Here is a 26622-nt window from a genome sequence, read left to right as displayed (position 1 = left end):
ATGCTGTTGAGGCCTGCGACACGGCGTGTGACCTGTGGGACGGGTGAGGTTTTCCCGTACATTGCCCAGCATGGCGACCCGTACGTCTTCCCCGCCGGCGTCGCGAAGCAGGAGCACCAGCAAGACCGGTGCTTCGACCTCGCGGTCCCGGCCGTCCGGTAGCCAGGGCAAGCGCAAGCCTGCTGCGAAGAAGGGTTCGACGAAGGGTCGACGCCCCGCTCCGCGCGCAGTCCGCAACGGCCCTGGTCCCGTCTCGCGTACCTTCGGCGCGCTCGGCCACGGCGCGTCCAGCGTCTGGCTCGGCGTCGCCGGCGGCATCGGCGCCGGCGCCCGCAAGGTCGGCCAGGGCGCCCGCGACCTCGAACCCGAGCACCGCCGCGACGGAGCCGGCCTGTTCCTGATCGCGTCCGCGGTCGTGGTGGCCGCTGCCGTCTGGTGGCAGGTCCCCGGCGGCGTCTTCGACGCGCTCCGCGCCGCCGTGGCCGGCTCGGTCGGGCTGCTCGCGTGGTTCGTCCCGCTGGTGCTCGTCTACATCGCCTGGCGCAACCTCCGCGACCCCGACGCCAACGGCCCGGCCGGCCGCCAGGTCGTCGGCTGGGGCGCGCTCACCTTCGGCGTGCTCGGCATCGTGCACATCGCGAACGGCTCCCCGAAGCCCGAGCTCGGCGACACCGCCGACCTCCAGCAGGCCGGGGGAGCGCTCGGCTTCGTCGTCGCCAAGCTGCTCACCGACCTGCTGCACACCCCGTTCGTCGTGGTGCCGCTGCTCGTCCTGCTGGCCGTCTTCGGGCTGCTGGTGGTCACGGCGACGCCGGTCTACCAGATCCCCGTCCGGCTGCGGCACTTCCGCGACCGGATGCTCGGCCGCGAGGTCGCCGACGAGCCGCTCGACGTCGAGGACACCGTCCCGGTCAAGCGCCGCCGCAAGAAGGCGACCGACATCGACCCGGAGATGGGCGACGAGCCGTACGACACCCCGCTGGTCGCCGACACGATGGAGGGCCGGGAGTTCTCCAAGCGCGGCCGCAAGACGGTCGTCCCGGAGCCCGAGGCCGCCGAGGAGAAGGTGGAGCTCGAGCCGCCGCCGCACACCCCGCTGCCGGTCCGCGTCGAGCAGCTCAGCCTGTCCGGCGACATCACCTACACGCTCCCCGAGAGCGACATCCTCAAGCCGGGCAGCGCCCACAAGGCGCGCACCCCCGCGTCGGACGCGATCGTCGCGCGCCTCACCGCGGTGTTCGAGGAGTTCGACATCGACGCCACCGTGACCGGCTACACCCGCGGGCCCACCGTGACGCGGTACATCGTCGAGCTCGGCCCGGCCGTCAAGGTCGAGAAGATCACCAACATCCAGAAGAACATCGCCTACGCGGTGGCCTCCGCCGACATCCGGATCCTCTCGCCGATCCCGGGCAAGTCCGCGGTCGGCGTGGAGATCCCGAACACGGACAAGGAGATCGTCTCCCTCGGCGACGTGCTCCGCTCCAACAACGCCCGCAACGACCACCACCCGATGGTCGCCGGGCTCGGCAAGGACGTCGAGGGCGGCTTCGTGGTCGCGAACCTCGCGAAGATGCCGCACCTCCTGGTCGCCGGCGCCACCGGTTCCGGCAAGTCGAGCTTCATCAACTCGATGATCACCTCGGTGCTGATGCGGGCCACGCCCGACGAGGTCCGGATGATCATGGTCGACCCGAAGCGGGTCGAGCTGAACGCCTACGAGGGCGTCCCGCACCTGATCACCCCGATCATCACCAACCCGAAGAAGGCCGCCGAGGCGCTGCAGTGGGTCGTGCGCGAGATGGACATGCGCTACGACGACCTCGCCAACTTCGGCTTCCGGCACGTCGACGACTTCAACAAGGCGGTGCGCGCCGGCAAGGTGCAGCCGCCCGCGGGCAGCGAGCGCAAGCTGACGCCGTACCCGTACCTGCTGGTGATCGTCGACGAGCTCGCCGACCTGATGATGGTCGCCCCGCGCGACGTCGAGGACTCGGTCGTCCGGATCACCCAGCTCGCCCGTGCGGCCGGCATCCACCTGGTGCTCGCCACCCAGCGGCCCTCCGTCGACGTCGTCACCGGCCTGATCAAGGCCAACGTGCCGTCGCGCCTCGCGTTCGCCACCTCCAGCCTCGCCGACAGCCGGGTCATCCTCGACCAGCCCGGCGCGGAGAAGCTGGTCGGCCAGGGTGACGGGCTGTTCCTGCCGATGGGCGCCTCCAAGCCGGTGCGCGTCCAGGGCAGCTGGGTCACCGAGGCGGAGATCCACCAGGTCGTCACGAAGTGCAAGGACCAGCTCGAGCCGACCTACCGCGAGGACGTGACCGTCGCGGCCGCCTCCAAGCGGGACCTCGACGACGACATCGGGGACGACCTCGACCTGGTGGTCCAGGCCGTCGAGCTGGTCGTCTCCACCCAGTTCGGGTCCACCTCGATGCTGCAGCGCAAGCTGCGGGTCGGCTTCGCGAAGGCCGGCCGGCTGATGGACATCATGGAGAGCCGGGGCGTGGTCGGCCCCAGCGAGGGCTCGAAGGCCCGGGACGTGCTGATCAAGCCTGATGACCTCGATGCGGTCATCGCGACCCTGCAGGGGGAGATGTGAGCAGCAAGCACAGCGCCGCTCCGGTCGTCGACCGGCCGGCCCACTCCGAGGCACCCGCCGACGAGGTCGTCGCGATCCGCCGCAACCTGCTGCTGAGCGGCATCGTCGGCGGTCTGGTCGCGCTCAACGGCATCGCCTTCCTGGCCCGCGGGAGCTGGTTCCTCGACGTCCCGCTCGGGCTGCTCTTCCTCGTGCTCGGCGGCCTGCACCTGGCCGCGCTGGCCTCCTGGGGCGTGCCCGTGCTCGTCGCCGACGAGCAGGGGGTCCGGCTCCGGCTCGGACTGTCCTGGCGCGGCCTGCCGTGGTCCTCGATCCGGCAGGTGGTGGTCGAGCACGCCGACTCGCCGCTGCGCGACGGCCGGCTCGTCGTGGTGCCCCGGGACCTCGAGGCCGCGGTCGGCGCCACCGACGCGCTCGGCCGGGCGCACCTGCGCTGGAACCGCTTCTGGTACGACGCCCCGCTGGCCGTCCCGCTCGGGATGACCACCTTCGTCGACACCCCGGCCCTGGCCGACGACCTCCGGGCGCTCTCCGGTGACCGGGTCGACGTCGCCGACCTCAGCGGCAAGGAGCTCGCCCGCCTGGAGGAGGTCCCGGCCCGCGCGCACACGCTCGAACCGGACGATGCCGAGACCGACGGCACCGACGAGACCGACGCGGCTGCGCTGCTCCCGGAGACCGTGCCGGGGGAGACCGCCGAGCTCCCGCCGCCGCCCGAGGACGACCTCGAGGACGACCCCGAGGACGACCCCGACGACGACACCGACGACGACACCGGCCCCGCGGCCACGCTGCCCGACCCGGTCTCGCCGCTGCGGTCGCTGCGCCGCCCGGCCCGCGTCGAGGTCCGCCTGGAGCCTCCGACGCCGGTCGAGGAGCCTGAGGACCCCGCTCCGCTCGCGGCCACGGCCGTCCCGAGCCAGCGCCGGCCCGGCGAGATCGCGGCCCTGCTGGCCGGCGACGACGCCTCCGGCGCGGTCGTGCTGCCGGTGATCGACGACCTCACCCCCGAGCCGGCGCCGGTGCCGGTGATCGGCACCAAGATCGTGCACGCCCGGGAGATGCTCGACATGAGCGTCGACGAGCTCAGCCAGCGGACCCGGATCCGGCCGCACGTCCTCGAGGCGATGGAGGTCGACGACTTCGGGCCCTGCGGCGGCGACGTCTACGCCCGCGGTCACCTCGGGTCGGTGGCCCGGGTGCTCGGGCTGGACCTCGCGCCGCTGCTGGCGGCGTACGAGGAGCGCTACGCGCAGGGACCGATCAACGCCCGCCGGGTCTTCGAGGCCGAGCTGTCCACCGGCCTCTCCGGGGGGATGCGGACCACCCTCGGCGGCCCGCGCTGGAGCCTGCTGGTCACCGCCGTGCTCTGCCTGACCATGGTCTGGGGCCTGGCGCGGATGTTCGCCGACGACCCGGAGAAGCTCTCCGCGGCGCCGGACGCCAGCAGCGAGACGGCCGGCCTGACCGCGAACCGACAGCCGATCACCTCCCCGATCATGAAGACCTCGACCATGACGGTGACGGCCGCGCACGCCGCCGCGCACGTCGTGGTCCGCGACCGGACCGGCCGGATCCTCTGGTCCGGCGACCTGCCGATCGGCCACCACCGCAAGGTGGCCGGGCTGGCGCCGTTCGAGGTCGAGGCCGACAACGGCGGTGCCGTGACGGTCACCGTGAAGGGCAAGCAGCTCGGCCCGGTCGGGATGGCCGGGAAGGCCGGTTCCAAGAAGTTCGGGTGATCCTGCTCGCAGGCCCGCCTGACGGCCCGGTCGCCGGTTCGCTAACCGGCCACCGGGCCGTCATACTTTTCCGGACATGACTACCCCTGCCGCGCCCTCGTCCGACCGCCGTACCGTCGCTCTGGTCACCCTCGGGTGCGCGCGCAACGAGGTGGACTCCGAGGAGCTCGCCGGACAGCTCGAGGCCGGCGGGTTCGTGCTCGTCGAGGACCCGGCCGACGCCGAGACCGTCGTGGTCAACACCTGCGGGTTCGTCGAGGCGGCCAAGCAGGACTCGATCGACACCCTGCTCTCCGCCGCGGACCTCAAGGACGACGCCGGTGCCGGCGGCGTGACCCGCTCGGTGGTGGCCGTCGGCTGCCTGGCCGAGCGGTACGGCGCGGACCTGGCCGAGTCGCTGCCGGAGGCCGATGCGGTCCTCGGCTTCGACGACTACCCGGACATCGCCTCCCGGCTGCGCGCGATCCTGGCGGGGGAGAAGCTGCACCCGCACACCCCCTCGGACCGGCGCAAGCTGCTCCCGATCACCCCGGCCGAGCGCGGCGGGACCGACGTGGTCGTGCCCGGGCACGCCTCGGTGGCCCCCGCACCGATCACCGACGTGGGCGCCGGCGCCCCGGCGACCGGCCCCCGCACCGTCCGCCGCCGCCTCGAGGGCGGACCGATGGCGCCGCTCAAGCTCGCCTCGGGCTGCGACCGCCGGTGCGCGTTCTGCGCGATCCCGAGCTTCCGCGGCTCGTTCGTCTCCCGCCGCCCCGCCGACGTCCTCTCCGAGGCGCGCTGGCTCGGCGAGCAGGGCGTCAAGGAGCTCTTCCTGGTCTCGGAGAACTCGACGTCCTACGGCAAGGACCTCGGCGACCTGCGGCTGCTGGAGACGATGCTGCCCGAGCTGGCCGCCGTCGACGGCGTCGAGCGGGTCCGGGTGTCCTACCTCCAGCCCGCCGAGACCCGGCCCGGCCTGGTCACCGCGATCGCGAGCACCCCGGGCGTGGCCGACTACTTCGACCTGTCCTTCCAGCACGCCTCCGCGCAGGTGCTGCGCCGGATGCGTCGCTTCGGCGACCCGGAGTCGTTCCTCGGCCTGCTCGAGGACGTCCGCCGGCAGGCGCCCCGCGCGGGCGTGCGCTCGAACTTCATCGTCGGCTTCCCGGGCGAGACCGAGCAGGACTTCGAGACCCTCTGCGAGTTCGTCGGCGCCGCGCGGCTCGACGCCGTCGGCGTCTTCGGCTACTCCGACGAGGACGGCACCGAGGCCGAGGGGTACGACGGCAAGCTCGACGCCGACACCATCGCCGAGCGCGTCGAGCACCTGACCACGCTGGCCGAGGACGTCTCCGCCGAGCGGGCCCGGGCCCGGATCGGGGAGCCGGTCCGGGTGCTGGTCGAGTCGGTCGACGAGGACGGCACCGTCGAGGGCCGCGCGGCCTGCCAGGGCCCCGAGGTCGACGGCTCGACCGTGCTGGTGGGTGTCGGTTCCGGGTCCGTGCGGGTGGGTGACATGATCGAGGCGATCGTGGTCGCCACCGAGGGAGTCGACCTGGTCGCCGACGTGAGCGAGGGCGGGGAATGACCGAGCAGCAGGTGAGCAACTGGAACGTGCCGAACGCGCTCACCACGCTGCGCATCGTGCTGGTCCCGTTCTTCGGCTACGCGCTGCTCGTCGACGGCGGCGAGAACAACACCTGGCGCTGGATCGCCTACGGGATCTTCGTGGTCGCGATGATCACCGACAAGATCGACGGCGACCTGGCCCGCAAGCACAACCTGATCACCAACTTCGGCAAGATCGCCGACCCGATCGCGGACAAGGCGATCACCGGGATGGCCTTCATCGGCCTCTCGATCATCGGTGAGCTGTGGTGGTGGATCACCATCGTGGTGCTGGTCCGCGAGTGGTCGGTGACCTTCGCCCGGCTCTCGATCGCCAAGCAGGTCGTGATGCCGGCCAAGCAGAGCGGCAAGGTCAAGACGATGGCGCAGGCGCTCGCCCTGGGCGGCTTCGTCGCCCCGTTCAAGCACCTCGACGGCTTCTGGGAGGTGCCCGGCCTGGTCGTCTGGTGGCTGGCCGCGGTCCTGATGGCCGTCGCGCTCGTCCTGACGATCACCTCGGGCGTCGAGTTCGCGCGGGACGTGGCCCGCGCCAAGCGCGAGACCCAGGTCGACGCGGCAGCCTCCTAGCTCTTCTTCTCGCAGCCCACGTAGCTCCCGCGCCCGGTTCCCTGCGCGCAGGTGTCCTTCGAGGCGCCGCCGTTGAGGGTGTCGTTGCCCGCGTCGCCCTTGAGGACGTCGGTCCCGGCGCCGCCGTACAGCAGGTCGTTGCCGCTGCCGCCGGAGACCTTGTCGTTCCCGGCGAGGCCGTCGATCCGGTTCGCGGCGGAGCTGCCGACGATGGTGTCGTTGAGCGGGGAGCCGTTGACGTTCTCGATCGCGACCAGGGTGTCGCTGCCCTGCCCGGTCGCGCGGCCGGTCGCCATCGTCACCTTGACGGCCAGCTTGAGGGATCCGAACGACGCGGTGTCGGTGCCCTCGTTGCCGTAGAGCACGTCGTTGCCCGCGAGCCCGTTGAGCGTGTCGTTGCCGGCCAGCCCGCAGAGCACGTCCGCGCCGGTGGTGCCGGTGAGGGTGTCGTTGCCGAAGGTGCCGACCCGGGTGCAGTCGGCGCCGGAGACGGTGGTCGCGGAGGTGGCGGTGTTGTTGGCCGGGACCGGGTCGCCCTCGACGGCCGCCGTGGAGGCGCTGCCGAAGATCCCGTGCTTGACGTACGCACCCCGGACCACGACGGTGCGGGTGCTGCCGGCGGCCGTCGTGCCGAGGTCGCAGGTCAGCGTGGCGCCCGACAGGGTGCAGGTCGCGCCGGTCGCGGACTGGTACCGGAAGGACGTCGGCACCGTCTGGGTGAGCACGACCGGCATCGAGGTCCCGGCGCCGTTGTTCGTGACCTTGATCGTCCAGCCCGCGGCCGCACCGACGGGGACGGCGGTGGCCAGCGGGGTGACGGCGACCGAGACATCCATCTTCGGCGCGGGCGCCACGGTGACCGTGACGGTGCCGGTGGCGAACCCGCCGTGGCTGTCGTTCGCGGTGTAGGTGAAGGAGTCGGCACCCGCGTAGGAGGCCGGGGCCTTGTAGGTGCAGGTCGGCTTGACGGACCCGGCGGTGGTGGTGGAGGTGGTGCAGGTGACCGCACCGCCGTTCGCGGTGAGGCCGGTCCAGCCGCTGATCCGCAGCGCGTCCCCGTCGGGGTCGGTGTCGTTGGCGAGCACCTGCAGCGTCGCCGGCAGACCGGCCACGGCGCTCAGCGTGTCGGCGGTGGCGACCGGCGCGTCGTTCACGGGCGCGACGGTGACGGTCACCCTCGCGGTGTCCGTGCCGCCGCGGTCGTCGGTCACGGTGTAGTAGAACGAGTCGGTGCCGGAGTAGTTGGCGGCCGGCGTGTAGCTGCACGTCGTGGTGCAGGTGGCGGTGCCGTGCGCCGGGGTGGTGCTCGAGCTGATGGTCAGCGCGTCGCCGTCGGGGTTGACGTCGTTGGCGAGCACGTCGACCACCAAGGCGGGGCCGTCCTCGGTCATCGTCCGGGTGTCGTCCCGGGCGTCGACCGGGTCGTAGACCGAGGTGACCGTGACGGTGACCGTCGCGTGCGCGGTCGTGCTGCCGTCGGTGACGGCGTACCCGAAGGAGTCGGTGCCGTGGAAGTCGGTGGCCGGCGTGTAGAGGCACTGCGCCCCGCAGGTCACGGTGCCGTGGGCGGGCGTGGTCCAGGACGTGATCGTCAGGTCGTCGGAGTTGATGTCGATGTCGGCGTCGTTGTCGAGCACCGGGATCGCGACCGTGGTCTCCTCGCGGGTGACGGCCTCGTCGTCGGCCGCCGTCAGCGGGTCGTCGACGGGCGTGACGTGGACGGTGACGGTGCCGATGCTGAAGCCGCCCCGGCCGTCCTGGACGGTGTACTCGAAAGTGTCGTCGCCGTTGTAGTTGGCGCCGGGGGAGTAGCTGCACCCGAGCGGCCCGCAGCTGACCGTCCCGTGCTCGCCGTCGGTCCAGCCGGTGACGGCGAGGACGTCGCCGTCCGGGTCGGTGTCGTTGGCGAGCACGTTCTTCACCGACGTGACGTCCTCGGGCGTGGTGAGGGTGTCGTCGACCGCGTCGGGGGCCCGGTTGCCGGCGCCGGTCGTCACGCGCACCCGCGCGGTGGCGCCCGAGCCGCTGACGAAGAGGTCGGTCGCGACCGCGGCGGCAGCGTTGTAGTAGAAGCCGGGGGTGCTGGCGGTGGTCGCTGCGAAGGTCAGGCTGATCGCGCCTCCGGGGGGAACGGTCGCGGCCAGCGGCCAGGCGAGCCGGCTGCCCTGCTGGGCCGGGTTGCCGGTGGTGACGCCGGTGGTGGATCCGGGGAGGTAGGCGAAGCCCGCGGGGAGCACGTCGGAGATCTCGGTGATCGCGGCGTCGTACAGGCCGGGGTTGGCGACGGTGACGGTGTAGTGCACGGTGGCGGCCGCGCCGACGTCGGGGGTGTCGACGGTGCTGGAGGTGGTCAGCGGCAGCGACCCGTCGAACGGCGAGAAGGTGATCAGGCTGGACCGGGTGGCGGTGCCGCTCGGCGGCAGGGTGACGTCCCACTGCAGCGCGATGCCGTTGTCGATGTTCTCGCCGCAGCGGCAGGTGTTGGCCAGCGGCTGACGGGCGGTGATCGCGGACCAGATCTCGGAGTACTGCGCCTCGTAGTAGCGCGCTCCCGGGGAGATCGGCAGCAGCTGCTCGATCCGGTTGGAGGTCCCGGTGCCGCTGGTGCAGGCGATCGCGCCGTTCGGGCCGGGAGCGCCGAGGCCCTCGTCGTCGCCGTCGAGCAGGCAGTCGGCCGCCCGGTAGAGCCGGACGGTGCGCGCGGTCGCGGAGTTCTGCAGCTCGACCTCGGTCCGGTAGGACTCCTGGCCGGTCACGTAGGTGTCGGTCTGGACGAGCCGGACGCCGGTCGTGCCGGCGGCGACCGTGGTGACGATCGTGTACGGGTCGGCGGCGGTGCCGGTGCCGAGCACCGGGGTCTGGCTGATCTTCTTGTACGGCGTCCCGAGCTGGGCGCGTCCGACGTCGCGGGGGGAGTAGAGCACGCCGTCGACGACGAGGAAGGTGCCGCACGCGGTGTCGTCGAAGAAGGCGAGCTGGGTCTCGCTCTCCTGGCCGACGTCGCCGTTGTGGCTGACCGCGCAGTTGAGGTGCGGGGTGATCATGATCCGGGTCAGCGGCCCGTCCGCGGTGATCTGGCTCGCGTCGGCCTCGACCGTCAGGCTGTACGTCGCCAGGTTCGAGAAGCGCGCGGTCGAGTCCTTGGCCCGCCAGCTGAACGAGTCGGGGCCGGTGTAGCCCGCGGTGGGCGTGTAGGTGCACTCGCCGTCGGTGCAGTCGTCGAGGGTGCCGTGCGTGGGCGCGGCCACGAGGACGAACTCCAGGGCGTCGTTGTCCGCGTCGGCGGCGGCGTTCGCCAGCGACAGCGGGGTCGGCCGGCCGGCGGGGACCACGAAGTCGTCGTCGTGCGCGACCGGTGCGGACGCGGCCGAGGCGGGGGCGGCCCCGAGCGCGACACCGAGCGCAGCGAGGGCTCCGACGAGGACCAGACGCAGTGACGACACCTTGGGCGCACCTCCGGGGCGGTCCCCGGGCGCCGGGGACGGGAGGCCGAGCCTAGACCGTTATGCCCGATTTGTCCTCTCGGGTACCGAGGTGGGGACCAAGGTCCCCGGGGGACCGGTCAGCCCCGCAGCCGCTGGACCGGCTGGCCGTCGTCGGCGGCCGCCAGCGCGCGGGCCGCCTGGACCAGCGCCAGGTGGGAGAGCGCCTGCGGGAAGTTCCCGGCCATCCGGCCGCGGGCGACGTCGTACTCCTCGGAGAGCAGCCCGACGTCGTTGCGCAACGCCAGCAACCGCTCCATCAGGGCGTGGGCGTCCGCCCTCCGCCCGGCGAGCGCGTAGGCCTCGACGAGCCAGAAAGAGCACGCCAGGAAGGGGTTCTCGGCCCCGGCCAGGCCGTCGACGCCGGTCGCGGTCCGGTACCGCAGGACCAGGCCGTCCGGCATCAGGTCGCGCTCGACCGCCGCGATCGTCGCCAGCATCACCGGGTCGTCGCCGGCGACGAAGCCGACCGCGGAGGCGAGCAGCAGCGACGCGTCGGCCTCCTCGGTGCCGTAGTGCTGCCGGAAGCCGCCGGTCACCGGGCTCACGCCCTGCTCGAGGATCTCGGCGCGGACCTGCTCGCGCAGGGCGCGCCACTCCTCGACCGGCCCGGGCAGGCCGTGCGCTTCGACCGCGCGGACCGCCCGGTCGAACGCGACCCAGACCATGATCCGGCTGTGGGTGAAGTGCTGCAGCGGTCCGCGGATCTCCCAGATCCCGTGGTCGGGCAGGTCCCAGGTCCCGGCCAGGCCGGTCATCAGCGACCGCTGCAGGCTCCAGCTCTCGGTGGTCTCGGAGAGCCCGGCGTCCCGGGCGCTCGCGAGTGCCGCCATCACCTCGCCGACCACGTCGGTCTGGCGCTGGTCGACGGCGCCGTTGCCGATCCGGACCGGGCGCGACCCGGCGTACCCGGCGAGGTGGGTCAGCTCGACCTCGGGCAGGTGCCGGCCGCCGTCGACGGTGTACATGATCTGCAGGTCCTCCGGGTCGCCGGCGACCGCGCGCAGCAGCCAGTCCCGCCAGGTCGCCGCCCGGTCCGGCCGGGACGAGCCGGTCATCGCCTCGACCGCGAGGGCGGCGTCGCGGAGCCAGGAGTAGCGGTAGTCCCAGTTCCGCTCGCCGCCGAAGTCCTCGGGCAGCGAGGTGGTCGCCGCGGCCACGATGCCCCCGGTGTCCTCGTGGGTCAGGCCGCGCAACGTCACCAGGCTGCGCACCACGGCGTCGGCGTACGGGCCGCTCTCCTCGTACTCGTCGGCCCACGCCTGGTGCTGGGCCAGGGTGCTCGCCAGCCGCTCGTCGACCGGCAGCGGGTCCGGCACGTCCCGGTGGGACGGGATCCAGGTCAGGGTGAAGTCGAGGCGCTCGCCCGCGGAGACGGTGAACGCGTCCTCGTGCCGGCCCCGGCCCCGCCGTGGCAGCCGCGGTCCGGCGAGCACCACCTTGTCCGGTCCGGCGACCGCGACGATCACCTGGCCGTCGTCGCGTTCCTCGCGGTGCACCCAGGGCCGGATCTCGCCGTAGTCGAAGCGGATGACGTACTCGTGCCGGAACGGCACCGCGCCGCGGACCCCCTCGATCCGGCGGACCAGGTCGGCCCGGCGGTCGCCCGCGGGCATCACGTCGGTCACCCGGACCTCGCCGTCGGCGGTCGTGTACGTCGTCTCGAGCACCGTGCTGCTGCCGAGGTAGCGCCGCCGGGTGGTGACCTCGCCGGCCAGGTCCGGGTCGGGGCCGAGCAGCCACCGGCTGCCGTCCTCGTCGCCGAGCAGGGCGCTGAAGCAGGCGGCGGAGTCGTAGCGCGGGAGGCAGAGCCAGTCCACCGAGCCGTCGCGGCCGACCAGGGCGACCGTGTGGCGGTCACCGACGGCGGCGTAGTCCTCGATGGGCAGCGGCATCGAGAAGACACTAGGGCATGGCCATGCCCTAGCCTCAGCGTGTGGACACGCACGACCTCGCCGCGGCGCTACACCGCGGCCTGCTCGCCCGGGGGGAGACCGTCGCCTGCGCCGAGTCGCTGACCGGCGGCGGGCTGGCCGACCTGCTGAGCGGCACGCCCGGCGCCTCGGCGACGTTCCTCGGCGGCGTGGTCAGCTACGCGACCGAGGTCAAGCGCGACCTGCTCGGCGTCACCGCGGCCCAGGTGGTCTCGGCCGACTGCGCGGCGCAGATGGCGACCGGGGTGCGCAAGCTGCTCGGCGCGGACTGGGCCGTCTCGACGACCGGGGTCGCCGGGCCGGAGAAGCAGGACGACCGCCCGGTCGGCACCGTGTACGTCGGCGTCGCCGGCCCCCTCGGCGTGCAGGTGCACCGGCTCGCGCTCACCGGCGACCGGACCGCGATCCGGGCGCAGGCGTGCGCCGCGGCGATCGGGGAGCTGCGTGCCGAGCTCGGCTGACCACAGCGACCTGCTCGCCGTCGCCGACGAGCTGTACGGCGAGCCGGCCGGCGCGTTCACCGCGTCCCGCGACGCCGCGGCGAAGGCGACCGCGGACAAGGCGCTCGCCGCCCGGATCAAGACGCTGCGCAAGCCGTCGGTCGCCGCCTGGGCGGTGAACCTGCTGGTCCGCCGGGAGGCAGACCAGATCGACCAGGTGCTGGCCGTCGCCGAGGGGCTCCGCGCCGCGGCGGCCTCACTGGACGGCGAGGAGCTGCGCGCCCTCACCCGGCAGCGCCGCCAGCTCACCGCGGCGCTGACCAGCAGTGCCCGGTCGCTGGCCCGCGAGCACGACGTCCGGTTGACCAGCGCCGTCGCCGACCAGGTCGAGGGGGTGCTCACCGCCGCGATGCTCGACCCGGTCGCGGCCGACGTGGTGCGTTCCGGCCTGCTGGTGACCGCGTTCACCGCGACCGGGCTCTCCGCGGTCGACGTCGCCGCGGTCTGCGCGGTGCCGGAGGCGCTCGGTCACCGGGCCGCCGCGGTCGCGCCGCCGGAGCACAGGCCGCCGGTCCTGACGGTGGTGAGCGACGAGGCGGTCCGGCGCGACGAGGCCCGGGACCGGGTGCACCAGGCGACCGTGGCGCGGGCCGCGGCGGAGGAGGCCGTCGAGCACCTGAACGCGGTGCTGGAACGGCTGCAGGCGCGCCGGCTGCAGCTCGGCGGCGAGATCGACGAGCTGCGCCGCCGACTGGCGGGACTGGAGGACGAGGTCGATCGGGTCGACGAGGAGGTCGAGGAGGCCGAGGAGTCGCACCAGGAGGCGACGGGAGCCGTGGCCGAGGCGGTCCGCGAGCTCGACGACGCCGAGGCGGCGCTGGCGCAGTTCGAGTAGCGGTCTAGGCCCAGTCCTTCGCCCGCTCGACGGCCTTCTTCCACAGCGCGTACGACGCCGCGGTGCGCTCGGCGGCGGCCGGGTCGGGCTGGAAGACCCGGTCGAGCTGCCAGGTCGACTCCAGCTCGTCGGTCGAGGACCAGACGCCCGTGCCGAGGCCGGCCATGAAGGCCGCGCCGAGGCCGGTCGTCTCCACGATCCGGGGCCGCTCCACCGGGACGCCGAGCAGGTCGGCCTGGAGCTGGCAGAGGAAGTCGTTCGCCGCGGCGCCGCCGTCGACGGCGACGGAGGTGAGCGAGGGCATCGTGTCGATGACGTCGCGGACCTCGTAGGTGATCGCCTCCAGGGTGGCCCGGACGATGTGCGCGCGCCGGGTGCCGCGGGTGAGCCCGAGGATGGCGCCGCGGGCGTGCGGGTCCCAGTGCGGGGCGCCGAGGCCGGTGAGGGCGGGCACGAACACGACGCCCTCGGTGGAGTCGACGGTCTGCGCGACCGCCTGGGTCTCGGCCGCGGTGTCGACGATCTGCAGTCCGTCGCGCAGCCACTGGACCGCGGCGCCGGTGACGAAGATCGAGCCCTCCAGCGCGTAGGTGACCGCGCCGGACGGGTCCCTCCAGGCGGCCGTGGAGAGCAGCCCGGCGTCGGAGCGCTCGACGGTGGTGCCGGTGTTGGTGAGGATGAACGACCCGGTGCCGTAGGTGCACTTGGAGTCGCCCACCAGGAAGCAGGTCTGCCCGAACAGCGCGGACTGCTGGTCGCCGGCGATCCCGGCGATCGGCAGGTCGAGGTCCAGGAAGCTGCGCGGGTCGGTGCGAGCCAGGTCGCCCCAGCTGTCGACGACCTCCGGGAGCGCGTCCACCGGGACACCGAAGAGCGCGCACAGCTCGGGGGACCAGGCCCCCTGCTCCAGGTCGAACAGCAGCGTGCGGGAGGCGTTCGAGACGTCGGTGACGTGCCAGGTGCCGCGGGTCATCCGGGCCACCAGGTAGGAGTCGACCGTGCCGACGGCGTACCGGCCGGACTCGACGAGCGCCCAGGCGTGCGGCTCGTGCTCGGCGATCCAGGCGAGCTTGGTCCCGGAGAAGTACGGGTCCAGGCGCAGGCCGGTGAGCTCGGAGACGCGGTCCTCGTGCCCCTCGGCCTTCATCCGGGTGCAGATGTCCGCGGTGCGGCGGTCCTGCCAGACGATGGCGCGCCGTGGCGAGCCGAGGGTCTCGCGGTCCCAGAGCAGCACGGTCTCGCGCTGGTTGGTGATGCCGATGCCGGCGAGGTCCGCAGGGGTGCCGGACCACGCCTTCAGCGCGGCCCGCGCGGACTCCAGCGTCGCCTGCCAGATCTCCTCGGGGGAGTGCTCGACCCAGCCGGGCTGGGGGAAGTGCTGCGCGAACTCCTGGTAGCCCTTGGCGGCGATGGCGCCGTCAGGGGTGACGACCAGGGCCGTCACCCCGGTGGTGCCTGCGTCGATGGCCAGGATGCTCTTCGGGCTCATGTCCGCATCCTTGCAGCCGTACGGCCGGAATTGCGCCCCTCAGGAGTCCCCGTCGGCGTCGTCCTCGCCGCGCAGGATCCCGAGCACCCGGACGTCGATCCAGCTCGCGTCCTCGGCGACGCGCATCTCGTAGTTCTCGGTCCCGACCCAGGCCAGGAACGAGGGGTGGCCGGCGGCGCGGGCGCGCTCCTCCAGCTCCGCCTCCAGGTCGGGGGTGACGACGACCTTCTCCTCCTCGGTGGACGCGGTCAGGTAGAGGTCGTTGAGGTCGAGCAGCCGGGCGAGCTCGTCGACGGGCGCCGTGTGGTCGTCGACGCGCAGGTCGACCGCGACGTCGTCGCCGCCGCCGTACCCGGCCCCCTCGCGGACCACGAGCAGGGCGGCGGACTGCCGGCCGCGCCGGTCCCCGCCGGCCGCGTCCCCGGCCGCGAGGGCGGCCAGCAGCCGCCGCGCCAGCGGGGCGCCCTCGGACTCCTCCCAGGCGGTGCGCATCGCCTCGACCACCTGCGGGCCGGCCAGGATGTTGCCCTGGATCGCGAAGCCCTCGCCGGTCGCCCCGCCGGCCCACTCGAGGCAGGCCGCACCGGTGTGCGAGGCGGCGCCGCCGTCGACGTCGACGATCCCGACCTGGCGGTGGTCGCGCTTCTCGTCCTCCTCCAGCATCCGCTGCAGGGCCACCTCGGCGGTGGCTCCCTCGTCGAGCAGCGACAGCCCGACGCCCTTCCAGGCGACGTTGGCGTCGGCCTGGGTGGCCACCGCTCCGACGCCGGCGACGGCGGCCGGGACGGCGTTGCCGACGGCGAGGAACTTCGACGCGACGGCGACGCCCCACGCGGGGTCGCCGTACGGGCCGTCGAACGAGCGGGCGACGATGGAGAAGGTCATGCCGCGACTGTAGAGCCTGCCCGTCGGCGGGTTCCTCGCGTGCACCCGAGGGCCGGGGTCGCTACTGTGGCTCACGTCACTTGAACGTTCCAATTGGAGGAGTCGAGATGCGCGTCGGAGTGCTCACCGGCGGCGGGGACTGTCCTGGTCTCAACGCCGTCATCCGGGCTGTCGTCCGCAAGGGTGTCAAGGAGTACGGCTACGAGTTCGTCGGGTTCCGCGACGGCTGGAAGGGCCCGCTCGAAGGGCTGACGATGCCTCTCGGCGTCGACCAGGTCCGCGGCATCCTGCCGCGCGGCGGCACCATCCTGGGGTCGTCGCGGACGAACCCGTTCAAGGTCGACGGCGGTGTCGAGCAGATCAAGGCCAACCTGGCCGCGGCCGGCGTCGACGCGCTGATCGCGATCGGCGGCGAGGACACCCTGGGCGTGGCGACGAAGCTGCACGACCTCGGCGTCAACGTGGTCGGCGTCCCGAAGACCATCGACAACGACCTCTCCGGAACCGACTTCACCTTCGGCTTCGACACCGCGGTCAACATCGCCATGGAGGCCATCGACCGGCTGCACACCACGGCCGAGTCGCACCACCGCGTCCTCGTCGTCGAGGTGATGGGACGGCACGCCGGCTGGATCGCGCTGCACGCCGGGATCGCCGGCGGCGCCAACGTCGTGCTGATCCCGGAGCGCCCCTTCGACATCGAGCAGGTCTGCAAGTACGTCGAGACCCGGTTCGAGACCAAGTACGCCGTGATCATGGTCGTCTCCGAGGGCGCGGTCCCGGCCGACGGCAGCGGGATGACCCTGCTCACCGGCGAGAAGGACGCCTTCGGGCACGTCCGGCTCGGCGGCATCGGCGAGCTCCTCGCCAACGAGATCGAGACCCGGACAGGCAAGGAGGCCCGTGCCGTGGTGCTCGGCCACGTCCAGCGCGGCGGCACGCCGACCGCGTTCGACCGCTGGCTCGCGACCCGGTTCGGGCTGCAGGCGATCGGGGCCGTCCACGACGGCGACTTCGGCACCATGATGGCGCTGCGCGGCACCGACATCGTGCGGGTGCCGCTGATCGAGGGCACCGGCGAGCTGAAGGTCGTGCAGCCCGAGCAGTACGCCGAGGCCGAAGTCTTCTTCGGCTGAGCGTCGTCGTCCGCGGCGCCTGACGACCCTCATGCTTGATGTGCGCGGCGGCGGGGTAGACCTGGGGGCATGTCGCTGACCGAGCAGGACGTCAACGGGACCCGGACCGACCTGAAGCGCGTGATGGGGCCGGGGCTCCTGCTCCTGTTCATCGTCGGCGACATCCTCGGGGCCGGCGTCTACGCGGTCACCGGCCGGCTCGCCGGCCAGGTCGGCGGCATCGCCTGGCTGCCCTTCCTGGTCGCCTTCGCGGTCGCGGCGCTGACGGCCTGTTCCTACCTCGAGCTGGTCGCGAAGTACCCGCAGGCCGCCGGTGCCGCGCTCTACACGCACCAGGCGTTCGGCGTGCACTTCGTGACCTTCCTGGTCGCCTTCACCGTGGTCTGCTCGGGCATCACCAGCGCGGCCACCTCCTCGGGACTGCTGGCCAGCAACCTGCTGATCGGCCTCGACGAGCTGGCCGACGCGGTGCCGACCGGGGACACCGCGACGCTCGTGGTCGCGCTCGGGTTCATGCTGCTGCTCGCGCTGGTCAACCTCCGTGGTGTCGGCGAGAGCGTGAAGTTCAACGTCGTGCTCACCCTGGTCGAGATGGCCGCGCTGGCGATCGTGATCGCGATCGGCTTCGCCACTGTCGCCCGCGGGGACGGCGACCTGAGCCGGGTCACCGTCTTCGAGAGCCCCCAGGACAAGGGCCTGTTCGCGGCGGTCACGGTCGCGACCGCGATCGCGTTCTTCTCGATGGTCGGGTTCGAGGACTCGGTGAACATGGTCGAGGAGACCAAGGACCCGCAGCGGATCTTCCCGCGGGCGATGTTCACCGGGCTCGGGATCGCGGTGGTGATCTACATGCTGGTCGCGGTCTCGGTGGTCGCGGTGGTCCCCGCCGGGCAGATCGTGACGCCGAAGAACCCGGAGGCCGGGATCCTGCTCGACGTCGTACGGGTCGGCGCGCCGGACGTGCCGATCGACAAGATCTTCCCGTTCATGACCGTCTTCGCGGTCGCCAACACCGCGCTGATCAACATGCTGATGGCGAGCCGGCTCGTCTACGGGATGGCCAACCAGGGCGTGCTGCCGCGCGGCCTGGGTCAGGTGCTGCCGGTACGCCGCTCGCCGGTGACGGCGATCATCTTCACCACGGCGCTCGCACTCGGCCTGATCGTGCTGGTCCGGCTGGCCTCGGACAACACCGTGGTCGCCGCGCTCTCCGGGACCACGGCGCTGCTGCTGCTCGCCGTCTTCTCGGTGGTGAACGTCGCGGTGCTGGTGCTGCGCCGGGACCCCGCGATCCCGGGCGGCTTCCGGGCACCCACCGCGCTCCCGGTGGCCGGTGCCGTCGCCTGCCTGTACCTGCTCGGCCCGTGGGCGCGGCTGGAGGAGGACCGGATCCAGTACAAGATCGCCGCCGGCCTGCTCGCGGTCGGGATCGTGCTCTGGCTGATCACCTGGGCGGTCAACCGGGCGAGCGGCGGGACCAGCGAGTTCAGCGACGTCGAGCACCTGGCCGACGACTGAGGTCCTACGGCAGCAGCACGATCTTCCCGGTCGCCCGCCTGCTGGCGAGCAGCTCGTGGGCCGCGACCACCTCGGTGAGCGGGAACGTCGCCTCGACGAACAGCCGCAGCTCGCCGTCGGCGGCCAGCCGGGCGAGCTCGGGCCCGGCCGCTGCCCGGATCTCCGTGCCGGGCTCGCCGCCGACCCCGAGGACGCGGATCCCTTCCTGCGGGCCGCGGTCGAAGTTCGCGATCGTCGCGATCCGCGCACGGTCCCCGACCAGCGCGAGGGACACGTCCAGCGCCTCGTCGGTGCCGGCGAGGTCGAGCGCCGCGTCGACGCCCTCGGGAGCCAGGTCGGTGACCCGCTCCAGCAGGCCGTCGCCGTAGCTGACCCCGACGGCGCCGAGCTCGGCGAGCAGGGCGTGCTGCTCCGGCGCCGCGGTGCCGATCACGCGGGCGCCGCGCAGGGTGGCCAGCTGCACCGCGATCAGGCCGACGCCGCCCGCCGCGCCGTGCACCAGGACGGTGTCGCCCTCGGACACCCCGGCCGCGGTGACCGCGTGCGCCGCGGCCTTGCCGGTGAGCATCAGCCCGCTGGCCTCGGCCCAGCCGAGACCGGCCGGCTTCGCGGTCAGGGAGCCGGCCGGGGCGAGCACCTCGGAGGCGTAGCCGCCCTTGACCGGGTGCGCGATCACCTCGTCGCCGACGGCGACCCCGGTCACGTCCGCGCCGACCGCCGTCACCACCCCGCTGACCTCGAAGCCCAACGGCATCGGCAGGGCATCGGGATCGGTGCCCCAGATGCCCGCGTAGACCTTCACGTCCGCCTGGTTCACCCCCGCCGCGCGGACCGAGACCAGCACCTGGTCCGGTGCCGGCACCGGCGTCGGGACCTCGTCGAGGGACAGGACCTCGGGACCGCCGTAGGCCGTCGCGCGCACCACCGTCGTCATGTGCCCGATCCTACGATCGCCGCCCGCCCGGTCCCGGAGGGGCGGCCCGGGGGCCCGGCGACGTAGGCTTGCCCGGTGAGCGACACGATCCCCACCCTGGCCGAGCTGCACGCGACGGGCGCCGCCCAGCAGCCGTCGTACCCGGACCCCGCCGCGGTCGACGCCGCCGTCGCCAAGCTGCGCTCCTACCCGCCGCTGGTGTTCGCGGGGGAGTGCGACAAGCTCAAGGACAAGCTGGCCGCGGTCAGCCGCGGCGAGTCGTTCCTGCTCCAGGGCGGCGACTGCGCGGAGACCTTCGAGGGCGTGACCGCCGAGAACGTGCGCAACAAGCTGCGCGTGCTGCTGCAGATGGCCGTCGTGCTCACCTACGCCGCGTCGGTGCCGGTCGTGAAGCTCGGCCGGTTCGCCGGCCAGTACGCCAAGCCCCGGTCCTCGGACTGGGAGACCCGCGTCGTCGACGGCGAGAAGATCACGCTGCCGGCGTACCGGGGCGACGCGGTCAACGGCTTCGACTTCACCGAGGCCTCCCGGATCCCCGACCCGCAGCGGCTCGTCGACGTCTACCACGCGTCCGCCAGCACCCTGAACCTCGTGCGCGCGTTCACCACCGGCGGCTACGCCGACCTGCGCCAGGTGCACGCCTGGAACACCGACTTCGTGCTCGGCTCCGCCGTGGGCAGCCGGTACGAGGCGATGGCGAACGAGATCGACCGCGCGCTCACCTTCATGAAGGCGATCGGCGCCGACCCCGACGAGTTCCACCGCGTCGAGATGCACTCCAGCCACGAGGCGCTCGTCCTCGAGTACGAGCACGCGATGACCCGGATCGACTCGCGCACCGAGCTGCCGTACGACGTCTCCAGCCACTTCGTCTGGATCGGCGAGCGGACCCGCCAGCTCGACGGCGCGCACGTCGACCTGCTCAGCCGGATCCGCAACCCGATCGGCGTGAAGCTGGGCCCCACCACCAGCGCCGACGACGCGATCGCGCTGGCCGAGCGGCTCAGCCCCGACAACGAGCCCGGCCGGCTCACCTTCATCACCCGGATGGGCGCGGGCAAGATCCGCGACCACCTGCCGCCGCTGGTGGAGAAGGTCGAGGCCGCCGGGGTCCAGGTCGCCTGGGTCTGCGACCCGATGCACGGCAACACCTACGAGGCGTCCTCGGGTTACAAGACCCGCCGCTTCGACGACGTCATCGCCGAGGTCCAGGGCTTCTTCGACGTGCACCGCGCCCTCGGCACCTGGCCCGGCGGCGTCCACGTCGAGCTCACCGGTGACGACGTCACCGAGTGCGTCGGCGGTGGCGAGGAGCTGGACGAGACCGGCCTGGCCGAGCGCTACGAGTCGGTCTGCGACCCGCGCCTGAACCGGGTGCAGTCGCTGGAACTCGCGTTCCTGGTCGCCGAGATGCTTCGCAAGGCATGAGCGCCGGCGCGGTGATCGACCTCCGTTCGGACACGCTCACCAAGCCCACCGCGGCGATGCGCCGCGCCATGGCCGAGGCCGAGGTCGGTGACGACGTCTACGGCGAGGACCCGACCGTCGCCGTGCTGGAGGAGCGCGTCGCCGCTCTGTTCGGCAAGGAGGCCGCGCTGTTCACCCCGACCGGGTCGATGGCGAACGTGCTCGCCGTCGCGTCGGTGGTCGCGCCCGGCCAGGAGGTCCTCTGCGAGTCACGGGCGCACATCGTCCGCGCCGAGCTCGGTGCGCACGGCGCGCTGACCGGGATCACCAGCCGGACCTGGGTCCACCCCGACGGGCAGATCGACCTGCCGACGATCCAGGAGATGTACGCCCCCGACATGGGGATGTACTTCGTCCGCACCACCGCCGTCTCGGTCGAGAACACCCACAACTTCGCCGGCGGCGCGGTGCTGCCGCTGGAGGACCTGCGGGCGCTGCGCGCCTGGGCCTCCGACGTGGGCATCGCCGTGCACCTCGACGGCGCCCGGATCTGGAACGCGCACGTGGCCACCGGGACGCCGCTGGCGGCGTACGGCGCGGTCGCGGACGTGCTCGCCGTCTGCCTGTCGAAGGGGCTCGGCGCCCCGGTCGGCTCGCTCATGGTCGGCTCCGCGGACGCGGTCGCCGAGGCCCGGGTACGCCGCAAGCGCCTCGGCGGCGGCATGCGCCAGGTCGGCATCCTCGCCGCCGCCGGCCTGCAYGCCCTCGACCACCACGTCGAGCGGATGGCCGAGGACCACGAGCACGCCCGCCTGATCGCCGAGGCCTGCGGAGTCGACCCCGCGAACGTGCCCACCAACATCGTCGTCATCGACGTCGGTTCGGCCCCCGACTTCGTCGCCGCGGCAGCCGACCACGGCATCCGGGTCGGCGCCGTCGGCCCGCGCCGGGTCCGGCTCCTCACCCACCTCGACGTCACCCGCGAGGACGCGGAGACGGCGGCGAAGGTGCTGGGCTCACTCCTGGGCTGAGAGGTCCTCGCCCGAACGCCTCAGGTCCGCGGGCTGCCCGCCGATCGGACCGGCATGATCATCCGGTCAGCCGGCGCCCTCGGGTGCGTTCTCGCACTCGCCGCGGTGCCGACGGCCGGGGCTGTCAGTGGTGCCCGGTCCCCGGACGGACCCGGCGCCCCTCGACCGGTCGCCCAGGGGGTGCGACCGGTCGAGCAGCTCCGGCACTGCCGGCTGCTGCCGGAGTCGGCCCAGCCGAAAGTCGCACCGCGGGCTGCGCGTCGTACGCAGCAGGGGACGGCGATGACCGTCCGCGTCGTCGTACCGGCGACCACCTGCAACCGCGGTCACTGACCCGGCTTCCAGCCCGTTCCCTGCAGTTCAGCCCGATGCATCGGGCTGTTCTGGCGGAACCTCGGCTTGCCTTGGGAAACCGCCCGCTACGCGCGGACCCGCTCGCTCGCGTCCACCCGGCCCACCACCGGCGGCATCTGGCGTACCGCCTGGGCGAGGGCGCGGAGCTCGTTGCCGAGGAGGGCTTGCGGGCCGTCGCAGAGGGCGTGCTCGGGGTCCGGGTGGACGTCGACGATGACGCCGTCGGCGCCGACGCCGATCGCGGCGCGGGACAGGGGGACCACCAGGTCCTTGCGACCGCCGGCGTGCGACGGGTCGACGATGATCGGCAGGTGGCTCTTCGCCTGCACCACGGGGACGGCCGAGATGTCCAGGGTGTTGCGGGTGGCCGGCTCGAAGGTCCGGATGCCGCGCTCGCAGAGGACCACGTCGAGGTTGCCGCGCTGGGCGATGTACTCGGCGGCCATCAGCCACTCCTCGATGGTCGCGGTCATGCCGCGCTTGAGGAGGACCGGCTTGCCGGCCTCGCCGACGGCCTGGAGCAGGCCGAAGTTGGCCATGTTCCGGGTGCCGATCTGGAGCATGTCGGCGTGCTCGGCGACGACGGCGACGTCCCGCGCGTCGACGACCTCGGTCACGACCGGGAGCCCGGTGGTCTCGCGGACGTCGGCGAGGATCTCCAGGCCCTTCACGCCCAGGCCCTGGAAGGCGTACGGCGAGGTGCGCGGCTTGTAGGCGCCGCCGCGCAGCAGCGTCGCGCCGGCGGCCTTTGCCATCTCCGCGGCCTCGAGGGTCTGCGGCGCGGTCTCGACGGCGCAGGGGCCGGCGATGAAGGTGAACGTCTCGGGACCGATCGGGACCTGCTTGCCGGCCGGGCCGACCCAGACCGTCGAGCGGTCGGCGTGGTGCTGCCGGCTGACGAGCTTGAACGGGTCGGAGATGCGGTGCACGTCGGCGACGCCGGCCATGCTGCGCAGGTTCAGGCCGTGGAAGGACTCGATGTCGCCGACCAGGCCGATGATCGTGCGGACGACGCCACGGCTGACGAACGCCTGTCCGCCGACACCTTCGACACGCTCGGTGACGTGGGCGATCTGTTCGTCAGTGGCATCCGGGGCCATCACCACAACCATGGACGAAGGCTAGGCGCGACGTCCGTAGTCCGGACGGCGGTCCCGGCAGGCGAGACGGCCGGCGTGGGTCGTCCGGATGGTCAGCTGGTCCCTCTCATCGACAGCGCGATGACGAAGAAGAAGATTCCGAGCAGCGACAGCGCCGTTCCGACGATGCCGAGGATGAACCCCGCCTGCGCCATCCCGCGCCCGCTGAGCTGACCGCCGGACGCGTCGATCTCGCGCATCGCGTTGCGGCCCACGAAGATGGCCGGGATGCCGGCGATGAGGCCGCAGAAGACCAGGCTCACGATGCCGAGGATCAGCGCCGTGATCGCCGAGCCCGGGGTCCTCGGCGCCTGCGGCGGCGCGTAGCCGTAGCCCGGCTGCCCGTACGGCGCCTGGCCGTACGGCGGCTGGCCCTGCGGCGCACCCCACTGGGGCTGACCCTGGGGCTGACCCTGGGGCTGGCCGGGCTGGCCCTGGTTCGGGTCGAAGGACGGCGGCTGCTGCTCGGTCATGGGGGGACTCGCTCTCGGGTCGGGAGAATGTCGGGGCGGTGCGGGGGTCTCAGTCGCAGTGCAGGCTGCTGCTGTTGTCGCCGTTGTCGGTGAAGGTGCAGTTGTCGATGTTGCTCGCGAAGATCAGGCCGAACACGAGCAGGACCCCGAACAGCACGATCCCGATCGCGGAGATCGCCGTGCCGACGATACCGAGGATGTAGCCGGCGTTCGCGGTGGATCGACCGCCGAGCTGGCCGTTGGACGCGTCGATCTCCCGGATCGCGTTGCGGCCGACGAAGATCGCCGGGATGCCGGTGAAGAGGCCGCACATGATCAGGCTCAGGATGCCGAGGATCAGCGCGGAGGTGGCCGACCCCGGCGTCGGTGCGGTCGGCGCGGGGTAGCCGTAGCCCGGCGGCGGCGTCCAGCCCTGCGGCGGCACCGGTTGTCCCTGCGGCTGCTGCGGCTGCTGCTGCGCTTGCTGCTGCGCCTGCTGGCCCGCGGCGTTCGGGTCGAACGGCGGTTGCTCGGTCATCGTGCCTCCCTGGTCGATGGCCCGAGTATCGCAGTCCGGGTGCCCCGGGTCACCGACCGGAACGACCCGGGCCGCGCTCGCCCGGCTGGACCCTGCGCAGGCCGGCCGGCAGGTACGCCGCCCCGGGGGCCTCGCCGGATCCGGCGGCCACGTCGCCGGGGTTGCTGATCGCGCAGCGCTGCAGCGAGAGGCAGCCGCAGCCGATGCAGCTGTCGAGGCCGTCGCGGAGCCGTTCGAGCGCGCTGATCCGGTCGTCGAGGCGGGTGCGCCAGTGCCGGGAGATCCGCTGCCAGTCGGCCTTCGTGGGGGTGCGGGAGCGGGGGAGGGTATCGAGCTCGGCCCGGATCTCGCCGAGCGTCAGGCCGATGTTGCCGGCCGCACGGATGAAGGCGAGGCGGCGCAGCACGCCGCGCTCGTAGCGCCGCTGGCCGCCGCTGCTGCGGCGGGCGTGGATCAGCCCCTGGTCCTCGTAGTAGCGCAGCGCCGAGGCAGCGAAGCCGCTGCGGCGCGCCACTTCGCTCACGGTGAGGACGTCGTGGGTGTCCATCGGGTTCTCCTCGGAGGACTTCGGGAAAGAGTCTTGACCTCAAGTTCACTTTAACTTGAAGGATGGCACCACCACACGCCTCGATCAAGGAGAAGGACATGCCCGTCGCACTCGTCACCGGAGGGTCGGCCGGTCTCGGCCGCGCCCTCGCCCTCGCCCTCGCCGACGCCGGCTGGACGGTCGTCGTCGACGGCCGCGACGACACCCGGCTCGCCGCCGCGGCCGACCGGCCCGGGATCCACCCGGTCCTCGGCGACGTCACCGACGCCGAGCACCGCTCCGAGCTCGTCGCGGCCGTGCGGCAGTACGGCGCTCTCGACCTGCTCGTCCACAACGCCGGCACGCTCGGCCCGGTCGGGGGACCGACCCGGTTGCCGCGGCTCGCCGACGTCACCGTCGACGACCTCCAGCACGTCTGGCGCTCCAACCTCGGCGCACCGCTCGTCCTCACCACCCAGCTCCTCGACGACCTGGTGGCCGCCCGCGGGATCCTGGTCGGGATCTCCTCGGACGCCGCCGTCGCGCACTACGCGGGCTGGGGCCTGTACGGCGCCTCGAAGGCTGGCCTGGACCACCTGGTGCTCACCTTTGCGGCCGAGAACGACGCGATCACGGCGTACGCGGTCGACCCGGGGGACATGCGCACGCAGATGCAGGCGGACGCCTTCCCGGGCGAGGACCTCTCCGACCGGCCGGAGCCGGAGTCCGTGGTCCCGCACCTCCTGGCGCTGATCGCCGGCCGGCCGGCCTCCGGTCGCTACCGGGCCGCGGACGTCCCAGTCGCCGTCTCTGGCGCCGTCTCTGGCGCCGTCTCTGGCGCCCTCTCCGGCGCCGTCGGGGCGGGGGCCCGATGACCGTCCTCACCGAGCAGCCGAGCACCCGGTTCCCGGAACCGGGGGACGCCACCGCGCCCGCGCCCGCCGAGGCGCGCGGCCTGGAGCGGGACGGCGTCCGGCTCCTGGTGGCGTCCTCCGAGGGCATCGAGCACACCGAGTTCCGGCACCTCGCCGACCACCTCCGCGCCGGCGACCTCCTCGTCGTCAACGACTCCGCCACCGTCGCCGCCGAGCTCGACGCCGCCGGCCCGGCCGGACCCGTGGTGGTGCACCTGGCGGCACCGCTGGAGGACGGCAGCTGGGTCGTCGAGGTCCGCACCGCCCCGTACGCCGCCCGCGCGGTCCTCGACCTCGACCGCGGGAGCCGGTTCGTCGCCGGCCCGGTCGTGCTGGAGCTGCGGGCGCCGTACCCGGAGACCGGGTCGTCGCCGACCGGCCGCGGCAACCGGCTCTGGCGCGCGTCGGTGGACGGCCCGCTGGATGCGCACCTGGTCGCGCACGGACGGCCGATCGCCTACGGGTACCTGCCGCGGCGCTACCCGCTGAGCGCCTACCAGACCGTCTTCGGCACCCGCCCGGGCAGCGCGGAGATGCCGTCCGCGGCGCGCCCGTTCACGCCGCGCGTGATCACCGACCTGGTGGCCCGCGGCGTCACGATCGCCCCGGTCACGCTGCACACCGGGGTCTCCTCGCAGGAGGCCGGCGAGGCGCCGCAGGCCGAGCGGTTCGCGGTGCCGGAGAGCACGGCGCGGCTGGTCAACGCGGTCCGGGCCGGCGGCGGCCGGGTCGTCGCGGTCGGCACCACGGTCACCCGGGCGCTGGAGTCGGCGGTCGGCCCGGGAGCCGGCACCGATGGCCGGGTGGTCGCGAGCTCCGGCTGGACCGGGCGCGTGGTCACCCCGGCGGCCCCGCCGCGGGTGGTCGACGGCCTGGTCACCGGCTGGCACGACCCGCAGGCCTCGCACCTGCTCCTGGTCGAGGCGGTCGCCGGGCCCGCGCTCAGCCAGGCGGCGTACGACGCCGCGGTCGCCGGCGGCTACCTGTGGCACGAGTTCGGCGACAGCGCCCTGCTGCTGCCGTGAG

General features: G+C 73.1%; 22 protein-coding genes. 13 read left to right on the top strand and 9 right to left on the bottom strand.

What is annotated here, in order from left to right:
• Positions 1 to 70 precede the first annotated feature (70 nt).
• The 4 genes from AB4Y76_RS07655 to pgsA all read left to right on the top strand — a co-directional run bounded on the left by AB4Y76_RS07655 (position 71) and on the right by pgsA (position 6522).
• Positions 71 to 2602 carry a DNA translocase FtsK 4TM domain-containing protein gene (locus AB4Y76_RS07655; protein ID WP_441923790.1) on the top strand — a complete coding sequence of 844 codons (2532 nt, stop codon included), beginning with the start codon at positions 71 to 73 and terminating at the stop codon, positions 2600 to 2602.
• Positions 2599 to 4344, top strand: a complete 1746-nt coding sequence (locus AB4Y76_RS07650; protein ID WP_441923788.1) for a RodZ domain-containing protein — start codon at positions 2599 to 2601, stop codon at positions 4342 to 4344. The genes AB4Y76_RS07655 and AB4Y76_RS07650 overlap by 4 nt, the downstream gene beginning before the upstream one ends.
• A gap of 76 nt (positions 4345 to 4420) precedes the next feature.
• The gene (gene rimO / locus AB4Y76_RS07645; RefSeq protein WP_441923786.1) at positions 4421 to 5914 is read left to right on the top strand and encodes a 30S ribosomal protein S12 methylthiotransferase RimO; all 1494 of its coding nucleotides are present in this window, start codon (positions 4421 to 4423) and stop codon (positions 5912 to 5914) included.
• Entirely contained in the window at positions 5911 to 6522 is a 612-nt protein-coding gene (gene pgsA, locus AB4Y76_RS07640; protein WP_441923784.1) for a CDP-diacylglycerol--glycerol-3-phosphate 3-phosphatidyltransferase, read from the top strand. Before rimO ends, pgsA begins: the two co-directional genes overlap by 4 nt.
• Here the strand turns inward: pgsA and AB4Y76_RS07635 are convergent.
• Positions 6519 to 9965, bottom strand: a complete 3447-nt coding sequence (locus tag AB4Y76_RS07635) for an Ig-like domain-containing protein (protein ID WP_441923782.1) — start codon at positions 9963 to 9965, stop codon at positions 6519 to 6521. The two genes, pgsA and AB4Y76_RS07635, sit on opposite strands and share 4 nt — an antisense overlap.
• A 119-nt stretch (positions 9966 to 10084) precedes the next feature.
• The gene (locus tag AB4Y76_RS07630) at positions 10085 to 11899 is read right to left on the bottom strand and encodes a glycoside hydrolase family 15 protein (RefSeq protein ID WP_441923780.1); all 1815 of its coding nucleotides are present in this window, start codon (positions 11897 to 11899) and stop codon (positions 10085 to 10087) included.
• A gap of 41 nt (positions 11900 to 11940) precedes the next feature.
• Here AB4Y76_RS07630 and AB4Y76_RS07625 point away from each other — a divergent pair, with 41 nt between their 5' ends.
• Positions 11941 to 12399: a CinA family protein gene (locus AB4Y76_RS07625; RefSeq protein ID WP_441923778.1), complete on the top strand. Its 459-nt coding sequence runs from the start codon at positions 11941 to 11943 to the stop codon at positions 12397 to 12399.
• Positions 12383 to 13273, top strand: a complete 891-nt coding sequence (locus AB4Y76_RS07620) for a hypothetical protein (protein WP_441923776.1) — start codon at positions 12383 to 12385, stop codon at positions 13271 to 13273. Before AB4Y76_RS07625 ends, AB4Y76_RS07620 begins: the two co-directional genes overlap by 17 nt.
• A 4-nt stretch (positions 13274 to 13277) precedes the next feature.
• Here the strand turns inward: AB4Y76_RS07620 and glpK are convergent, their stop codons facing one another.
• Positions 13278 to 14762, bottom strand: coding sequence for a glycerol kinase GlpK (glpK, locus tag AB4Y76_RS07615; RefSeq protein ID WP_441923774.1), 1485 nt, complete (start codon positions 14760 to 14762; stop codon positions 13278 to 13280).
• A 39-nt stretch (positions 14763 to 14801) separates the two neighbouring features.
• Positions 14802 to 15647, bottom strand: a complete 846-nt coding sequence (locus AB4Y76_RS07610; RefSeq protein ID WP_441923773.1) for a DUF1028 domain-containing protein — start codon at positions 15645 to 15647, stop codon at positions 14802 to 14804.
• 107 nt (positions 15648 to 15754) lie between these two features.
• On the opposite strand from AB4Y76_RS07610, the gene AB4Y76_RS07605 reads away from it, so the two are divergent.
• Entirely contained in the window at positions 15755 to 16783 is a 1029-nt protein-coding gene (locus tag AB4Y76_RS07605; RefSeq protein WP_441923771.1) for a 6-phosphofructokinase, read from the top strand.
• A 69-nt stretch (positions 16784 to 16852) separates the two neighbouring features.
• Positions 16853 to 18301 (top strand): APC family permease, encoded by a 1449-nt coding sequence (locus AB4Y76_RS07600; RefSeq protein WP_441923769.1) that lies wholly within the window; start codon positions 16853 to 16855, stop codon positions 18299 to 18301.
• Between the two features lie 4 nt (positions 18302 to 18305).
• Here AB4Y76_RS07600 and AB4Y76_RS07595 read toward each other — a convergent pair whose 3' ends face one another.
• The gene (locus AB4Y76_RS07595) at positions 18306 to 19235 is read right to left on the bottom strand and encodes a quinone oxidoreductase family protein (protein ID WP_441923767.1); all 930 of its coding nucleotides are present in this window, start codon (positions 19233 to 19235) and stop codon (positions 18306 to 18308) included.
• A gap of 75 nt (positions 19236 to 19310) precedes the next feature.
• On the opposite strand from AB4Y76_RS07595, the gene AB4Y76_RS07590 reads away from it, so the two are divergent.
• From AB4Y76_RS07590 to AB4Y76_RS07580, 3 genes are read left to right on the top strand one after another with little or no spacing between them, the layout of a single operon-like run.
• Positions 19311 to 20663, top strand: a complete 1353-nt coding sequence (locus tag AB4Y76_RS07590; RefSeq protein ID WP_441923765.1) for a class II 3-deoxy-7-phosphoheptulonate synthase — start codon at positions 19311 to 19313, stop codon at positions 20661 to 20663.
• Complete coding sequence (locus tag AB4Y76_RS07585) at positions 20660 to 21673, top strand: threonine aldolase family protein (protein ID WP_441923763.1); 1014 nt, start codon at positions 20660 to 20662, stop codon at positions 21671 to 21673. Before AB4Y76_RS07590 ends, AB4Y76_RS07585 begins: the two co-directional genes overlap by 4 nt.
• A 54-nt stretch (positions 21674 to 21727) precedes the next feature.
• Entirely contained in the window at positions 21728 to 22006 is a 279-nt protein-coding gene (locus tag AB4Y76_RS07580; RefSeq protein ID WP_441923762.1) for a hypothetical protein, read from the top strand.
• A gap of 86 nt (positions 22007 to 22092) precedes the next feature.
• Here the strand turns inward: AB4Y76_RS07580 and aroF are convergent, their stop codons facing one another.
• From aroF to soxR, 4 genes are all read right to left on the bottom strand, one after another.
• The gene (gene aroF, locus AB4Y76_RS07575) at positions 22093 to 23139 is read right to left on the bottom strand and encodes a 3-deoxy-7-phosphoheptulonate synthase (RefSeq protein ID WP_441923760.1); all 1047 of its coding nucleotides are present in this window, start codon (positions 23137 to 23139) and stop codon (positions 22093 to 22095) included.
• An 80-nt stretch (positions 23140 to 23219) separates the two neighbouring features.
• The gene (locus tag AB4Y76_RS07570) at positions 23220 to 23639 is read right to left on the bottom strand and encodes a DUF4190 domain-containing protein (RefSeq protein WP_441923758.1); all 420 of its coding nucleotides are present in this window, start codon (positions 23637 to 23639) and stop codon (positions 23220 to 23222) included.
• A gap of 49 nt (positions 23640 to 23688) precedes the next feature.
• The gene (locus AB4Y76_RS07565) at positions 23689 to 24156 is read right to left on the bottom strand and encodes a DUF4190 domain-containing protein (RefSeq protein ID WP_441923756.1); all 468 of its coding nucleotides are present in this window, start codon (positions 24154 to 24156) and stop codon (positions 23689 to 23691) included.
• A 49-nt stretch (positions 24157 to 24205) separates the two neighbouring features.
• A complete protein-coding gene (gene soxR, locus AB4Y76_RS07560) occupies positions 24206 to 24703 on the bottom strand; it encodes a redox-sensitive transcriptional activator SoxR (RefSeq protein ID WP_441923754.1) in 498 nt (165 codons plus the stop codon).
• 62 nt (positions 24704 to 24765) lie between these two features.
• Here soxR and AB4Y76_RS07555 point away from each other — a divergent pair, with 62 nt between their 5' ends.
• Both AB4Y76_RS07555 and AB4Y76_RS07550 read left to right on the top strand, forming a co-directional pair.
• Positions 24766 to 25557 carry an SDR family NAD(P)-dependent oxidoreductase gene (locus tag AB4Y76_RS07555; protein WP_441923753.1) on the top strand — a complete coding sequence of 264 codons (792 nt, stop codon included), beginning with the start codon at positions 24766 to 24768 and terminating at the stop codon, positions 25555 to 25557.
• Positions 25554 to 26621, top strand: a complete 1068-nt coding sequence (locus tag AB4Y76_RS07550; protein ID WP_441923751.1) for an S-adenosylmethionine:tRNA ribosyltransferase-isomerase — start codon at positions 25554 to 25556, stop codon at positions 26619 to 26621. Before AB4Y76_RS07555 ends, AB4Y76_RS07550 begins: the two co-directional genes overlap by 4 nt.
• Position 26622 lies beyond the last annotated feature (1 nt).

The organism is Marmoricola sp. RAF53 (genome assembly GCF_052114005.1).
Lineage (GTDB): Bacteria > Actinomycetota > Actinomycetes > Propionibacteriales > Nocardioidaceae > Marmoricola.
Note: the sequence above shows the minus strand (reverse complement) of the source record. Positions and strands in the feature narration are given on the sequence as shown.

Coding starts and splice junctions, on each gene's coding strand:
- AB4Y76_RS07655 (WP_441923790.1), top strand. CDS start 71: ATGGCGACCCGTACGTCTTCCCCGCCGGCGTCGCGAAGCAGGAGCACC.
- rimO (WP_441923786.1), top strand. CDS start 4,421: ATGACTACCCCTGCCGCGCCCTCGTCCGACCGCCGTACCGTCGCTCTG.
- pgsA (WP_441923784.1), top strand. CDS start 5,911: ATGACCGAGCAGCAGGTGAGCAACTGGAACGTGCCGAACGCGCTCACC.
- AB4Y76_RS07630 (WP_441923780.1), bottom strand. CDS start 11,899: ATGCCGCTGCCCATCGAGGACTACGCCGCCGTCGGTGACCGCCACACG.
- glpK (WP_441923774.1), bottom strand. CDS start 14,762: ATGAGCCCGAAGAGCATCCTGGCCATCGACGCAGGCACCACCGGGGTG.
- AB4Y76_RS07610 (WP_441923773.1), bottom strand. CDS start 15,647: ATGACCTTCTCCATCGTCGCCCGCTCGTTCGACGGCCCGTACGGCGAC.
- AB4Y76_RS07605 (WP_441923771.1), top strand. CDS start 15,755: ATGCGCGTCGGAGTGCTCACCGGCGGCGGGGACTGTCCTGGTCTCAAC.
- AB4Y76_RS07600 (WP_441923769.1), top strand. CDS start 16,853: ATGTCGCTGACCGAGCAGGACGTCAACGGGACCCGGACCGACCTGAAG.
- AB4Y76_RS07595 (WP_441923767.1), bottom strand. CDS start 19,235: ATGACGACGGTGGTGCGCGCGACGGCCTACGGCGGTCCCGAGGTCCTG.
- AB4Y76_RS07580 (WP_441923762.1), top strand. CDS start 21,728: ATGATCATCCGGTCAGCCGGCGCCCTCGGGTGCGTTCTCGCACTCGCC.
- aroF (WP_441923760.1), bottom strand. CDS start 23,139: ATGGTTGTGGTGATGGCCCCGGATGCCACTGACGAACAGATCGCCCAC.
- AB4Y76_RS07570 (WP_441923758.1), bottom strand. CDS start 23,639: ATGACCGAGCAGCAGCCGCCGTCCTTCGACCCGAACCAGGGCCAGCCC.
- AB4Y76_RS07565 (WP_441923756.1), bottom strand. CDS start 24,156: ATGACCGAGCAACCGCCGTTCGACCCGAACGCCGCGGGCCAGCAGGCG.
- soxR (WP_441923754.1), bottom strand. CDS start 24,703: ATGGACACCCACGACGTCCTCACCGTGAGCGAAGTGGCGCGCCGCAGC.
- AB4Y76_RS07555 (WP_441923753.1), top strand. CDS start 24,766: ATGGCACCACCACACGCCTCGATCAAGGAGAAGGACATGCCCGTCGCA.
- AB4Y76_RS07550 (WP_441923751.1), top strand. CDS start 25,554: ATGACCGTCCTCACCGAGCAGCCGAGCACCCGGTTCCCGGAACCGGGG.